This window comes from Pseudomonas sp. 10-1B (genome assembly GCF_000935045.1).
Taxonomy (GTDB): domain Bacteria; phylum Pseudomonadota; class Gammaproteobacteria; order Pseudomonadales; family Pseudomonadaceae; genus Aquipseudomonas.
Map to the genome: position 1 here is coordinate 111372 of NZ_JYKS01000008.1, position 13851 is coordinate 125222.

At 64.6% G+C, this 13851-nt stretch carries 11 protein-coding genes; 5 read left to right on the plus strand and 6 right to left on the minus strand.

The genetic code is table 11. From position 1 onward, the window contains the following. Positions 1-155: 155 nt before the first annotated feature. The gene (gene arcD / locus TZ03_RS07180) at positions 156-1583 is read left to right on the plus strand and encodes an arginine-ornithine antiporter (protein ID WP_051096649.1); all 1428 of its coding nucleotides are present in this window, start codon (positions 156-158) and stop codon (positions 1581-1583) included. On the opposite strand, the gene TZ03_RS07185 is transcribed toward arcD, so the two are convergent. The 6 genes from TZ03_RS07185 to gap form a co-directional block, all read right to left on the minus strand. Further along, positions 1563-1976 carry a YbaN family protein gene (locus tag TZ03_RS07185; protein ID WP_051096650.1) on the minus strand — a complete coding sequence of 138 codons (414 nt, stop codon included), beginning with the start codon at positions 1974-1976 and terminating at the stop codon, positions 1563-1565. The genes arcD and TZ03_RS07185 overlap by 21 nt on opposite strands. A 54-nt stretch (positions 1977-2030) precedes the next feature. Further along, positions 2031-2624 (minus strand): biliverdin-producing heme oxygenase, encoded by a 594-nt coding sequence (locus tag TZ03_RS07190; protein ID WP_051096651.1) that lies wholly within the window; start codon positions 2622-2624, stop codon positions 2031-2033. A gap of 203 nt (positions 2625-2827) precedes the next feature. Continuing rightward, entirely contained in the window at positions 2828-5413 is a 2586-nt protein-coding gene (locus TZ03_RS07195) for a TonB-dependent receptor (protein ID WP_051096652.1), read from the minus strand. 261 nt (positions 5414-5674) lie between these two features. After that, a complete protein-coding gene (locus TZ03_RS07200) occupies positions 5675-6637 on the minus strand; it encodes a FecR family protein (RefSeq protein WP_051096653.1) in 963 nt (320 codons plus the stop codon). A gap of 89 nt (positions 6638-6726) precedes the next feature. Further along, a complete protein-coding gene (locus TZ03_RS07205) occupies positions 6727-7239 on the minus strand; it encodes an RNA polymerase sigma factor (protein WP_051096654.1) in 513 nt (170 codons plus the stop codon). A 198-nt stretch (positions 7240-7437) separates the two neighbouring features. Beyond that, complete coding sequence (gene gap / locus TZ03_RS07210) at positions 7438-8439, minus strand: type I glyceraldehyde-3-phosphate dehydrogenase (protein ID WP_051096655.1); 1002 nt, start codon at positions 8437-8439, stop codon at positions 7438-7440. A 265-nt stretch (positions 8440-8704) separates the two neighbouring features. On the opposite strand from gap, the gene edd reads away from it, so the two are divergent. The 4 genes from edd (at position 8705) to TZ03_RS07230 (ending at position 13816) form a co-directional block, all read left to right on the plus strand. Continuing rightward, entirely contained in the window at positions 8705-10531 is a 1827-nt protein-coding gene (edd, locus tag TZ03_RS07215; RefSeq protein ID WP_051096656.1) for a phosphogluconate dehydratase, read from the plus strand. Beyond that, complete coding sequence (locus TZ03_RS07220) at positions 10528-11487, plus strand: glucokinase (RefSeq protein ID WP_051096657.1); 960 nt, start codon at positions 10528-10530, stop codon at positions 11485-11487. The genes edd and TZ03_RS07220 overlap by 4 nt, the downstream gene beginning before the upstream one ends. 168 nt (positions 11488-11655) lie before the next feature. Beyond that, positions 11656-12381: a two-component system response regulator GltR gene (gene gltR / locus TZ03_RS07225; RefSeq protein ID WP_051096658.1), complete on the plus strand. Its 726-nt coding sequence runs from the start codon at positions 11656-11658 to the stop codon at positions 12379-12381. After that, positions 12362-13816: an ATP-binding protein gene (locus TZ03_RS07230; protein WP_051096659.1), complete on the plus strand. Its 1455-nt coding sequence runs from the start codon at positions 12362-12364 to the stop codon at positions 13814-13816. Before gltR ends, TZ03_RS07230 begins: the two co-directional genes overlap by 20 nt. Positions 13817-13851 lie beyond the last annotated feature (35 nt).

The following is a 13851-nucleotide window of genomic DNA, read 5'->3' on the forward strand; positions in this document are numbered from 1 at the left end:
TTGCCGGGCAGCTGCTAGTTTTGACAGAGAGGGCGCATAGACAAAGCAGTTATGAGTGCTATGCCTTCAGTGGATTGGTCCATTATAAGTAACAGCATTTATATGGCCTGAATGGCTGTTTCAAACGCGTGACAGTGCATGAAAAAAGGAGGCTCATGAGCGAACCGGGACAGAAGCTGCGCTTGGGCGCGCTGATCGCGCTGGTGGTCGGCTCGATGATTGGTGGCGGGATCTTCTCGCTGCCGCAGAACATGGCGGCGCGTGCCGATGTGGGGGCCGTGCTGATCGGCTGGGCCATCACCGCGGTCGGCATGCTGGCCCTGGCGTTCGTGTTCCAGACCCTGGCCAACCGCAAGCCGGAGCTGGACTCGGGGGTGTACGCCTATGCCAAGGCGGGTTTCGGCGAGTACATGGGGTTTTCGTCGGCCTGGGGCTACTGGATCAGCGCCTGGCTGGGCAACGTCGGCTACTTCGTGCTGCTGTTCAGTACGCTGGGGTTCTATTTCCCGGTGTTCGGCGAAGGCAACACGCCGATTGCCATCGGCTGTGCCTCGCTGCTGCTGTGGGCGGTGCACTTCCTGGTGTTGCGCGGCATCAAGGAGGCGGCGTTCATCAACCAGGTGACCACCGTGGCCAAGCTGGTGCCGTTGCTGATTTTCGTGGTGATCGCGGCGTTTGCCTTCCGCGCCGATATTTTCACCCGTGACATCTGGGGCCTGAGCAACCCGCAGTTCGGCAGCGTGCTGGAACAGGTGCGCAACATGATGCTGGTGACTGTGTTCGTGTTCATCGGCATCGAGGGCGCCAGCGTGTATTCCGGGCGCGCCCAGCGCCGCTCGGACGTGGGCAAGGCCACGGTGATCGGTTTTCTCGGGGTACTGGCGCTGCTGGTGCTGGTCAACGTGCTGTCGCTGGGGGTAATGACCCAGCCCGAGCTGGCTGGGCTGCAGAACCCATCACTGGCCTCGGTGCTGGAACATATCGTCGGGCCTTGGGGCGCCTTGCTGATCAGTATCGGCCTGGCGGTTTCATTGCTCGGCGCCTTGCTCTCGTGGGCGCTGCTGTGTGCCGAGATCCTCTACGCCACGGCGCGGGACAAGACCATGCCGCGCTTCCTGGCCAAGGAAAACGCCAACCATGTACCGGCCAACGCCCTGTGGCTGACCAACTGCATGATCCAGGGTTTCCTGCTGATCACGCTGTTTTCGGCCGGTACCTATACCAGCCTGATCTACCTGGCCTCTTCGATGATTCTGGTGCCCTACCTGTGGTCAGCGGCTTATGCCGTGCTGCTGGCAGTGCGCGCGGAAACCTATGCCGGGCAGCCGGCCCTGCGCCGCAAGGACCTGCTGGTGGCGCTGGTTGCCTTGCTGTATGCGGTATGGCTGCTGTATGCCGGTGGGCTCAAGTACCTGTTGCTGTCGGCGCTGCTGTATGCGCCGGGAGTCATCCTGTTCGCCAGGGCCAAGCGCGAGCAAGGGCAGGCTTTGTTCACCACCTGGGAAAAGTTGATTTTCGCCGCTGTACTGGCAGGCGCTGCGCTGGCGGCCTACGCCCTGTATTCAGGGCTGTTGAGTTTGTGACGGGGCAGGGCAGGCATGCTCTGGGCGTGACCAGATCCACAGGTTGCCCAGGGTCATGCCGGCGATCGCCAAAAACACCGGCCAGTGGTGTTCCAGGAACGTCAGCATCAGGCCCGCGCACAGCAGCATGCTGATGGTCGCGCTTACCTTGGCGCGGCGCTGGATCACCTTGCCATTGCGCCAGTTGTACAGGATCGGCCCGAACAGCTGGTGGTTTTCCAGCCAGGCGGACAGGCGCGGTGAACTGCGGGTGGCGGCCCAGGCGGCCAGCAGGATGAATTCGGTGGTCGGCAGGCCGGGAATGACGATCGCGATCAGCCCCACGCCCAAGCTCACGTAAGCCAGGATCGCATACAAAAGGCGGGCGAGTTTCGAGCGGGCGGGTCGGGTCATGGTCTCACTGCAAAAAACGGTTCGGCCACCGGTAGGGTGGCCGGGTACGGCGTGTCAAACCAGCGCGGCATCCGCAGCATAGGCATGCTTGAGCAGTTCGGTGAAGCGCTCGAAGGCGGCAACTGCGCCGCGTTCGGCAGCGGCTTCCTCTTCGGCCGACAGCTCGAGGCCATCGAGGATGCGGGTGAACTGCTTCCAGCCTTCGGCACGACCACCGGTCGGTTCGCCCAGGTGGCGAGCGCCAAAGCTGTCGGACAGTTCCAGGGCCACGGCACGCTTGATCAGAAACGCAGCGCCCAGTTTGGAGCCTTCGGAGACGAAGATCCAGCCCATTGCTTCGCCCAGGCTCGGGTTGTGCAATGCACCCGGCACCGCCGCCGGCACTTCGGTGTCGAGGTCGGCGAGGTCCAGGCGGGCTTGTTCGGCACGGCAGCGCTCGGCCAGGTCGGGGACGATTGCGATCAGTTGCGGGTCGTTGTACAGGGCCTGCAGCTCGGACTGGAACAGGTACTGGGCGACGACGAAGCGGGCGAAGCTTTCGCGGCTGTCGAAGGGCGCGTGGGATTTTACCAGGGCATCCAGCTCGGTGTGCGGGGCGTGGGTGATCTGGTTCAGGCGCTGGGAGCGCAGAGCTGGGCGGTCGGTCATGGGGTAGTCCTTGGAAAAAGGGGCGTCTAGATACAAGACGAAACAGCGGGGGCGGGACAGTAAAAAAAGCCGGTATTTGTGTTGGCAGTACCGGCCCTTTCGCGGGTAAACCCGCTCCTACAGGGACAACACAAACCTTGAGGCCTGCGCAATACCTGTAGGAGCGGGCTTGCCCGCGAAGAGGCCAGTACAGGCGGACGGGATCAGATATCCCAAACCACATTGATACCGAAGTTGCGCCCCGGCATGGTCAGGCGGTCGATGTTGGCCGGCTGGGTCACGCCGGCTTCACCTTGGCCGTCGTAGCTGCGTACCGAATCCCACTGCCAGTACTTCTTGTCGGTGAGGTTGTACAGGCCGGCGTTGATGGTGACGTCGTCGGTGACCTTGTAGAAGCCGGTCAGGTCCAGCACGCCGTAGCCCGGGGTACGGAACTTGCTGCTCGAGCCATCAGGCGAGTAGAAGGTGCTGTCGTCGACACGGGTCTTGCGCTTGACCAGCGTCCAGCTCAGCAGGCCGCCGTAGTTCTGCTGCTCATATCCCAGGCCGAATACGCCCTTCAGCGGGTTGACGCTGTTCAGCGGCTGGCCGGTGTCGTCGTTGCGGCCATAGGTATAGGCAATCGAGCCCTGGGTGTACAGGCCCTGCGGCGCACCGAAGTGATCGAGGTTCAGGCGGCCCTTGACCTCGGCACCCTTGATGGTGGCGTGCTTGATGTTGTTGGCCTGGAAGGTCTGATCCAGGTTGGAGCTTTGCACGGCGTCTTCGTCGATGAAGTCGCGGTACTTGTTGTAGAACACTGCCACGTCGAAGTTGCCGGCGTCGAAGTTGCCGCGCAGGCCGGTTTCGTAGCTTTTGCTCTTTTCAGGCTCCAGGTTCGGATTGCCTTCGACGCGGTAGCCTTCCTGCAGGTTCTCGAACCGGCCGAACATGGCCTTGGCGGTAGGGGTACGGAAGCCTTCGGCGTACTGGCCGTACCAGGTGTAGTTGTCGTTGAAGGCGTAGGTCAGGCCGAACTTGGGCGACACGCGATGCCACTTCTTGGCCGAGTCGTCCTGGGATGTGGGCGCCGTGCTGGTGGACTCCAGGCCACGCAGGAATTCTTCGGTGAACTTGGGCTCCATGCGCGTGTAGTCATAACGTGCGCCTGGCAGGAAGGTCCAGTCGTTCCAGCGGATCTCGTCCTGCACGAACAGGCTGTAAGTGTTCACGGTCGGGTCCGGGAAATCGCTGACGAGTGCCTGAGTGTCGGAGGCACTGACCTGGCCGATGGCCCGGCAAGCGCCGCCTACGGCCAGGCAGGTGCCTGTACCGCTGCGCGAGCCGGTGACCTTTTCATGCTTGACGGTCGCGCCGTAGGTCAACAGGTGATCGGTCTGGCCAATGCTGAATGCCTTGTCCAGTTGTGCGTCGAACATCCATTGGCGGTCTTTGTAGGTCGTGTCGCGGGTCCGCAGCACTGTACGGCTGAACGGGAAGTAGACCTCCTCGGTGTGTTGGTCGGTCTTGGCAATCTGGTAGTTGAGGCTCCACTTGATGTGGTCGGCCACCAGCGAGTCCAGGCCGAATTCATGGTTGAGGCCGAAGCGCTCGCGGGTCACGGTGTCGTTGCCAGCGCGGCTGCGGTACATGCCTAGCGGTGTACCGTTGTTGAACGGCCCGCCCACGGCGCTGAGGATGTTCTGGTCGCGGTCATCCTTGTAGCGCTCGTAGGTGAAGCCCAGGCGCGCGTCGTCGGCGTAGTTCCAGCCCAGCTTGGCCAGCACGTTGGTGGTGCGCACGTCCATCGGGTTGGCTTCGGTACGCGACAGGCCGTCACCGCTGTGGCCGCCGTGGGTCTCGGTTTCGTGGCCGTTACGCTGGCTAAGGTGCAGCAGGCCGTCGAAATCGCCTTGGCGGCCGGCCACGGTGGCGGAGGTCAGCCAGCTTTCGTCGGCCGAGCTGTAGCCGGTCTTCAGGCGCGCGCCCACGTCCTTGCCGGGCTTGATGATGTCGTCCGGGTCCAGGGTGAAGTAGCTCACCGCGCCGCCGATGGCGTTGCTGCCGTACAGCACAGACGCTGGGCCACGGAGAATTTCCACGCGTTTCACGATCTCCGGGTCCACGTAGTTGCGCTGGGTCTGGGCGTAGGGGCCGTAGAAGAAGCTGTCGGGGATCGACACGCCGTCAATCTGGGTAAGGATCCGTTCGCCGTCGATGCCGCGGATGTTGTAGCCGTTCAGGCCACTGCGCTGGCCGGTGCCGGCCACCGACACGCCTGGCTCGTAGCGCACCAGGTCCTGGATGTTGTTGACGTTCTGCCGGTCCAGCTGCTCGCGGGTCTGCACGCTGACGGTGCTCGGCACCTGGCTGACATCCTGGGCGCTACGGGTGGCGCTGACAGTCACCTGCTGCAGGGCGACCACATTGCCGCCGGCCTGGCGTTCGAGCACCACATTGCCGTTGCTGATCTTGCGATAACCCAGGCCGGTACCGTGCAACAGGCGCTTGAGCGCGGCTTCCGGTGCCAGCGAGCCTTGTACCCCCGGCGAGGCCACGCCGTCGGCCAGCTCGGCGCTGAAGCCAACCTGCCAGCCGGTGACCTGGCTGAAGGCGTTGATCGCCGAAACCAGTGGCTGCTGGCCGATGCTGAAGCGGTAGTCGCCCATGCGTGGGCTAGTGGCCTGGGCCGGCTCGGCAGCCAACGCTGGCAGGCTGCAGGCGCCGCTGGCGAGCAGGGCCAAGGTCAGCAGGGACAGTTGCCCTGTACGGCGGGGAAGGGTGGACGAGCGGGTAGGACCTGTGGACATCGAAAGCGCTCCCTGACGCGCGGACTGTTATAGGTGATGGCTGTTCTCGTTTTCAAACAAGAATCAGTTGCATTGGCTATAACGAGACGGGCGGGGTAGCGCGACCGCGTAAAAATAATTTCAAGGGAGCGTAATCATGTGTTGCTTGTCAGGGCCCTATCGCCGGCAAGCCAGCTCCCACCTCGACCGCATAGGCCTCAAGCCCTGTGCAGTACCTGTGGGAGCTGGCTTGCCGGCGATGAGGCCAGTACAGGCAAAAGATCAGTTCAGGATGACCAGCGCCGGGTACTCATGCAGCTGTGCCGAGGTGATGTGGGCCAGTGCGCGCAGGGTTTCCAACGGCTGGTCGAGGCGATAGTTGCCAGTGACCGCAACGTCTTCAAGCTGCGCATTGCGGTTGATGATCCAGCCCGGGTAGTAGCGCCGTACCTCGGCCAGCACCTGGCTCAACGGGCAGTTCTCGAACACCAGGCGGCCATCGACCCAGGCCAGGTCTTTGTGCATGTCGGGGCGCTGGCGCTGGCTAAAACCCTGCGGGCCGACGCTGATGCTGTCGCCGGCACTCAGGCGGATGCGCTGATCGCGGCCCCCCTGCAGGTCGACATCGCCACGCTGCACCCGCACTTGTGCCTCGCCGTCGAGGTAGCGCACGGCAAAGTCGGTGTCGCGCACCTGTGCGCGCAACGGCCCGGCCTGAACCTCCAGTGGCAGCAGCGCCCCCTCGGGGACCTGGAAGTAAGCCTCGCCCTGCAGCAGGCGGGCGACCTGGCGCCCGTCACGGCGGTCGCTGGCAAACGCCGAATTGGTGTTGAGCAGCACTTTCGCCCCGTCTTCCAGCTCCAGACGCTGGCGCTCGCCCACCACTGTCAGGTGGTCGGCCTGCAGGCGCATGGGCAGGTTGCCGACGGTGAACAGCCCAACCAGCAGCACCGCCGCCGTGGCCAGGGGTTTCCAGTGGCTGCGCAGGCGCCCGCGCCACGAACGGCGCTGTTGCTGGTGCATCTGCGTGGCCACCTGGTGCAGTGGCGCACCGTTCCACAATGCTTCTGCCTCGACATAGGCCGCGGCGTTTTCCGGCGCCGCGCTCAGCCAGGCTTCGAAGGCCTGGGTGTCCTCGGCATCGGCGCATTGCAGGCGCACCAGCCAGTCCAGCGCCTCGTCCATGGCACGAGCACGGGCGCTGGGCCCGGCGGGTGACGGGCGAGGGGCGGGGCTGTCGGTCACGGTGAATCCTTGAATGGTTTTTTGCGAATGATCAAGGCTAAGGCGGGGTGTGGCAAGGGTTTTGCGTTATCGCCCGGTCGGCGGTCGGCTCATTTGAGGCGGTCGGCGACCCCCATGCAGATTGCCATGATCAGTTTCAGCTCCTTCTGTACCGTGCTGGGCGAGACATTCAGTTGCTCGGCAATTTCCAGGTAGGTAGCGCCGTGCAGGCGGCTGAGAATGAAGATGCGTTGCTGGCGTTCACTCAGTTGGTTGAGGCTGACGCTCAGGTGCTTGAGCAACTGTTCGGCATGGGCGGCGTCCTCGCTGCTGGTGGCTGGCGCGGCAACGCTGTGCAGGACCTCGTCGGGCACGTCGTCGACCAGCATGCGCGACTGCACCCGGCGCGCGCGCAGGTGGTCGAGGGCCAGGTTGCGCGCGGTCTGGAACACGAACGGCTCGATATGCTCGATGGGCCGCTCACCCAGGGCACGGGACACCCGCAGGTAGGTTTCCTGCAGCAGGTCCTCGGCCGTGCTGGGGTTGCCCACCATGCGCTGCAGGGTACGCAGCAGGGTAAGGCGCTGGACGAGGAAAACGGAGTTGAACCGGGACTGACTCACGGGGGAACCTGGCCGACGAAAGGTGAATGATAATGCTTATCAACTGTGCCGAAGGTCAAGTGTGGAAGTGTTAGGAAAAGGTAAAGATTGTGGGTAATGGGCTGGAGGGTGCCCGCCGCGGCATTATCTGCGCCTGTGAGATCGAGCGCCGCGCGGGCGGCGCTCGATCTCACAGGCACCGAAAATGCCGTGGCGAACTCACCCAGCCCGGCACAACGCCAAACAGTTATCCAGCATGCGGTTGCTGAACCCCCACTCATTGTCATACCAGGCCAGCACCTTGAGCATGCGCCCGTTGGCCCGGGTATGGTTGGCATCGAAGATCGACGACAGCGGGTTGTGGTTGAAATCGCAGGAAACCAACGGCAAGGCGTTGTAGCCCAATACTCTGGAATGCCTGCTGGCCTCGAGGAACAGCTGGTTGACCTGCTCGGCAGTGGCCTCACGCTTGAGGTTGACGGTGAGGTCCACCAGCGACACGTTGATCACGGGCACCCTTACCGCCATGCCGGTCAGCTTGCCGGCCAGCTCCGGCAGCACCAGGCCCACGGCCTCGGCGGCGCCGGTCTTGCTGGGGATCATCGACTGGGTCGCCGAACGCGCGCGGTACGGGTCGCCGTGGTACACGTCGGTCAGCACCTGGTCGTTGGTGTAGGCGTGGATGGTGGTCATCAGGCCCTGCTCGATGCCGAACTCGCGGTCCAGCACCTGGGCGATCGGTGCCAGGCAGTTAGTGGTGCAGGAGGCGTTGGAAATGACCTGGTGCGAGGCCCGCAGGATGTCATGGTTGACCCCGTACACCACAGTGGCATCGGCACCCTTGGCCGGCGCCGAGACAATCACCTTGCCAGCCCCGGCGGCCAGGTGTGCGGCGGCCTTGGCGCGGTCGGTGAACAGCCCGGTGCACTCGAACACCACGTCGATCGCCTCGGCCTTCCAGGGCAGTTCGGCCGGGTTGCGGATGGCACTGACCGCAATACGGTCGCCATTGACCGTCAGGCTTTCGTGGTCGGCTTCGACGCTGGCGTCGAAGATGCCGTGCACGCTGTCGTACTTGAGCAGGTGGGCATTCATGGCGCTGTCGCCCAGGTCGTTGATGGCGACGACCTGCAGGTCCTGGCGGTAGCCTTGGGTATACAGTGCGCGAAGGACGTTGCGCCCGATTCGGCCGAATCCATTGATGGCGATGCGAAGGGTCATGGCAGTACCTCTGGCAGTCCGAGTGAAACCTGTGGCACAAAGGAGCTTCACTGAAACGGTTTTGTTGTTGGAATTACAAGATTATTCACTGGCGGATAGAAAACAAGCCTTTTTAGTGGCAGTATTTTGTTTAAATATACAACGAGTGGTTGGGCGATGTGCCTCCACCGATGCAGCCGGCTCCTCAACCTTGAGCCTAGGCGGCAATCGTTTGGAGGGGAAATGCCCGGTAAACCGCCCTTACAATTAGCCTGGAGTCCAGTACATGCATCCGCGCATCCTTGAGGTCACCCAACGGCTGGTCGAACGCAGCCGTGCCACCCGCGAACGCTACCTGCAGCTGATTCGCGGCGCGGCCAGTGAAGGCCCCATGCGCGCCAGCCTGCAGTGCGCCAACTTCGCCCACGGCGTGGCCGGGTGCGGCAGCGACGACAAGCAGACCCTGCGCTTGATGAACGCGGCCAACGTGGCCATCGTCTCGGCCTACAACGACATGCTCTCGGCGCACCAGCCGTACCTGCACTTCCCCGAGCAGATCAAGCAGGCCCTGCGCGAGGTCGGTTCGGTCGGCCAGTTCGCCGGTGGCGTGCCGGCCATGTGCGACGGCGTGACCCAGGGCGAGCCAGGCATGGAGCTGGCCATCGCCAGCCGCGAGGTGATCGCCATGTCCACCGCCGTGGCGCTGTCGCACAATATGTTCGACGCCGCGCTGATGCTGGGTATCTGCGACAAGATCGTCCCCGGCCTGATGATGGGCGCGCTGCGCTTCGGCCACCTGCCGACCATCTTCGTCCCCGGCGGGCCGATGGTTTCCGGCATCTCCAACAAGCAGAAGGCCGACGTGCGCCAGCGCTACGCCGAGGGCAAGGCCAGCCGCGAGGAACTGCTGGAGTCGGAGATGAAGTCCTACCACAGCCCGGGTACCTGCACCTTCTATGGCACCGCCAACACCAACCAGCTGGTGATGGAGGTGATGGGCCTGCACCTGCCGGGCGCTTCGTTCGTCAATCCCTACACCCCGCTGCGCGATGCGCTCACCGCCGAGGCCGCGCAGCAGGTCACGCGCATGACCAAGGCCAGTGGCAGCTTCATGCCGTTGGGCGAAATCGTCGACGAGAAGGCGCTGGTCAACTCCATCGTCGCCCTGCACGCCACCGGCGGCTCGACCAACCACACCCTGCACATCCCGGCGATTGCCCAGGCGGCGGGTATCCAGTTGACCTGGCAGGACATGGCCGACCTGTCCGAAGTGGTGCCGACCCTGTCCCACGTCTACCCCAACGGCAAGGCCGACATCAACCACTTCCAGGCCGCTGGCGGCATGGCCTTCCTGATCCGCGAGCTGCTCGATGCTGGCTTGCTGCACGAAGACGTCAACACCGTGGCCGGCCACGGCCTGCGCCGCTATACCCAGGAGCCGTTCCTCGACAACGGCAAGCTGGTGTGGCGCGAAGGGCCGCGGCAGAGCCTGGACGAAAGCATCCTGCGCCCGGTGGCAAGGCCGTTCTCGGCCGAAGGTGGCCTGCGGGTGATGGAAGGCAACCTCGGCCGTGGCGTGATGAAGGTGTCTGCCGTCGCCCCCGAGCACCAGGTGGTCGAGGCCCCGGCACGGGTGTTCCACGACCAGCAGTCGCTGGCCGATGCATTCAAGGCTGGCGAGCTGGAGCGTGACTTCGTCGCCGTGGTGCGCTTCCAGGGCCCGCGCTGCAACGGCATGCCCGAGCTGCACAAGCTCACGCCGTTCCTCGGTGTGCTGCAGGACCGTGGCTACAAGGTGGCACTGGTCACCGACGGGCGCATGTCCGGTGCCTCGGGCAAGATTCCGGCGGCCATTCACGTCTGCCCCGAGGCTTATGACGGTGGCCCGCTGGCACGGGTGCGCGATGGTGATATCGTGCGGGTCGATGGTGTCGAAGGCACGCTGCGGGTGATGGTGTCGGCCGAAGAGCTGGCCAGCCGCGACCTGCCGCCGGCGCCCCAGGGCAATGACCTGGGCTGCGGGCGCGAGCTGTTCGGCTTCATGCGCATGGCGTTCAGCCCGGCAGAGCAGGGCGCCAGTGCCTTCACCTCGGCCCTGGAGAACCTCAAATGAAGGACCTGCTGGTTGGCGACATCGGCGGCACCAATGCCCGTTTTGCGTTGTGGCGTGACAACCAGCTGCATGAGGTGAAAGTCTTCGCCACCGCGGACTACACCAGCCCGGAACAGGCCATCGAGGCCTACCTGGAAGGCCAGGGCATCGCCCGCGGCGGCCTGGCGGCGGTATGCCTGGCGGTGGCCGGGCCGGTCGATGGCGATGAGTTCCGCTTCACCAATAACCACTGGCGTCTTGGCCGCACGGCCTTCTGCAAGACATTGCAGGTCGAGCGGCTGCTGCTGATCAACGATTTCACCGCCATGGCGCTGGGCATGACCCGCCTGCGCCAGGGCGAGTTCCGCGAGGTGTGCCCAGGCCAGGCCGACCCGTCGCGGCCGGCGCTGGTGATCGGGCCGGGCACCGGGCTGGGCGTAGGCTCGCTGTTGCGCCTGGGCGAACAGCGCTGGCTGGCCTTGCCGGGGGAGGGCGGGCATGTCGACCTGCCGGTGGGCAATGCCCGTGAAGCGGCGATCCACCAACAGATTCACGGCCAGATCGGCCATGTCAGCGCCGAGACGGTGCTCAGTGGCGGTGGCCTGCTGCGCCTGTACCAGGCGATGTGCGTGCTGGACGGCGACATACCCCGACACAAGACCCCGGCGCAGATCACCGATGCCGCGTTGGGCGGCGAGCCACGGGCGCTGGCGGTGGTCGAGCAGTTCTGCCGGTTCCTCGGGCGAGTAGCTGGTAACAATGTACTGACCCTGGGCGCCCGGGGTGGGGTCTATATTGTCGGCGGCGTGATCCCGCGCTTTGCCGAGCTGTTCCTGCGCAGCGGATTTGCCGCGAGCTTTGCCGACAAGGGTTGCATGAGTGGCTATTTCGCTGGCGTGCCGGTGTGGCTGGTGACGGCGGAGTTTTCCGGGTTGCTGGGGGCCGGGGTGGCCTTGCAACAGGCGCTGGATCATTGACTGGGGCCGCTTTGCGGCCCTTCGCGGGCTCGCCCGCTCCCACTGGTGCATTGCTGTGTCATGAGTTGTGCGATCCCTGTGGGAGCGGGCAAGCCCGCGAAGGGCTGCAAAGCAGCCCCAATAAAAACAGGCAGCAAAGACCTGTAACCAACAAGAGGAAGGACCACCTTGAGCACTGCCGGAAAATCGATCCTGATGGTCGACGACGACCAGGAAATCCGCGAACTGCTGCAAACCTACCTGAGCCGCTCCGGCTTCCAGGTGCATGCCGAAGCCGACGGCAAGGGCTTTCGCCACGCTCTGGAAACCACGCCCTGCGACCTGGTCATCCTCGATGTCATGCTGCCCGACGAAGACGGCTTCAGCCTGTGCCGCTGGGTGCGCCAGCACCCGCGCCAGGCACGGGTGCCGATCATCATGCTCACTGCCAGCTCCGATGAGGCCGACCGGGTCATTGGCCTGGAGCTGGGCGCCGACGACTACCTGGGCAAGCCGTTCAGCCCCCGCGAACTGCAAGCACGGATCAAGGCCCTGCTGCGCCGCGCCGAATTCGGCCAGGCAGCGTCGGGCAGCGCGGTATTGGCCTTCGACGACTGGCGCCTGGACACGGTCAGCCACCGCCTGTTCCACCGCGACGGCGAGGAGGTGATTCTCTCCGGCGCCGACTTCGCCTTGCTCAAGCTGTTTCTCGACCACCCGCAGCAGATCCTCGACCGCGACACCATCGGCAACGCCACCCGTGGCCGCGAGCCGATGCCGCTGGACCGCATCGTCGACATGGCGGTCAGCCGCCTGCGCCAGCGCCTGCGCGATACCGACAAACCACCCCGGCTGATCCGCACTGTACGCGGCAGTGGCTACCTGTTGGCGGCGCATGTCTGCAGTGCGCCCTGAGCGGCGCTGGCGCCTGCTGCCACGCTCGCTGCTGGCGCGCATGCTGGCACTGACCCTGCTGGTGGTACTGCTGGCCCAGGGCTTGTCGAGCATCATCTGGGTCGCCCAGTTGCGCGCCAGCCAGTTGCAGGGCTTGCGCGCCAGCGCCAGCAGCCTGGCCCACTCGATGAGCGCCAGTGTCAGTTACTTCCGCTCGCTGCCGGTGGCCTACCGGCCGCTGGTGCTCGACCAGCTGCGCAGCATGGGCGGTACGCGCTTCTTCGTGTCGCTCAACGCCAAGCCGCTGGACATGCCGGTACTGCCCATCACCCCGCGCAAGCAGGCGGTGATCGAGGTGTTCCAGCAGGTGCTGCATGAGCGCCTGGGTTCGCAGATGGACATTTCCGTGGAGTTCGTCGGGCCGGATGACCTGCGCATCTTCAACAGCGGCCTCAAGCTCGACGAGCTGCCGCGCTCCTGGGCGCATTATTCGTTGACCCTGGAACCGCTCAATCCGCCGGTGCTGGTGACACAGATCCGCTTGGGCGAGGGCGAGTGGCTGTACATCGCTTCACTGCTGCCCGAGCCTTACACCAGCCTCGAGGCTGAGCGCCTGCCGCGCCAGCAGATCGGTTTCATCGTGCTGACCACGGCCTTGCTGCTGTTGTTCATCGGCCTGCTGGTGCATTGGCAAAGCTGGCCGCTCAAGCGCCTGGCACGGGCTGCCCGGGAGATGTCGCTGGGCGCCGATGTGGCACCGGTGGCCGAAGGCGGCGGCAGCGAAGTGGTCGAGGTGGGCCGGGCGTTCAACAGCATGCGCGAGCGTATCAGCCGCTACCTGACCGAGCGCAGCCAGCTGTTCAGTGCCATTTCCCACGACCTGCGCACGCCGATCACCCGCTTGCGCCTGCGCGTCGAACTGCTGGAGGACGAGCGCCTGCAGGCCAAGTTCAGCCAGGACCTGGACGAGCTGGAACTGCTGGTCAAAGGCGCGTTGCAGTGCGTGAAGGACACCGACATCCACGAGAATATCGAGCCGGTCGACCTCAACCAGGTGCTGGAGATTCTGGCCGAGCCTTACCTGGGCGATGGCCGCATCACGCTCGAAGGCCGGGCGCTGGCGCCGTACCCGGGCAAGCCGCTGGCGCTCCGGCGCTGCATCGGCAACCTGATAGACAACGCCATCAAGTACGGCGAGCGGGCACGCTTGCGCATTATCGACAGTGCCGAGGGGTTTGTGCTGCAGGTGGACGACCAAGGGCCGGGTGTGCCGCAGCAGCAACTGGAACAGGTGTTCGAGCCGCATTTCCGCCTGGCCGGGCAGCAGCAGGGGTATGGGCTGGGATTGGGCATTGCGCGCAACATTGCCCATAGCCATGGTGGCGAGGTGAGCTTGCTGAACCTGCGCGAGGGCGGGTTACGGGTGACCTTGTACCTGCCGCGGGGCATGGACTGAATTTTGTATTGCCTGTGCGGGCCCTATCGCCGGCA

Excerpts from the sequence above, each read along its gene's own strand:
- TZ03_RS07185 (WP_051096650.1), bottom strand. The coding sequence starts at position 1,976 with ATGACCCGACCCGCCCGCTCGAAACTCGCCCGCCTTTTGTATGCGATC.
- TZ03_RS07230 (WP_051096659.1), top strand. The coding sequence starts at position 12,362 with ATGTCTGCAGTGCGCCCTGAGCGGCGCTGGCGCCTGCTGCCACGCTCG.
- TZ03_RS07195 (WP_051096652.1), bottom strand. The coding sequence starts at position 5,413 with ATGTCCACAGGTCCTACCCGCTCGTCCACCCTTCCCCGCCGTACAGGG.
- TZ03_RS07190 (WP_051096651.1), bottom strand. The coding sequence starts at position 2,624 with ATGACCGACCGCCCAGCTCTGCGCTCCCAGCGCCTGAACCAGATCACC.
- TZ03_RS07220 (WP_051096657.1), top strand. The coding sequence starts at position 10,528 with ATGAAGGACCTGCTGGTTGGCGACATCGGCGGCACCAATGCCCGTTTT.
- edd (WP_051096656.1), top strand. The coding sequence starts at position 8,705 with ATGCATCCGCGCATCCTTGAGGTCACCCAACGGCTGGTCGAACGCAGC.
- gap (WP_051096655.1), bottom strand. The coding sequence starts at position 8,439 with ATGACCCTTCGCATCGCCATCAATGGATTCGGCCGAATCGGGCGCAAC.
- arcD (WP_051096649.1), top strand. The coding sequence starts at position 156 with ATGAGCGAACCGGGACAGAAGCTGCGCTTGGGCGCGCTGATCGCGCTG.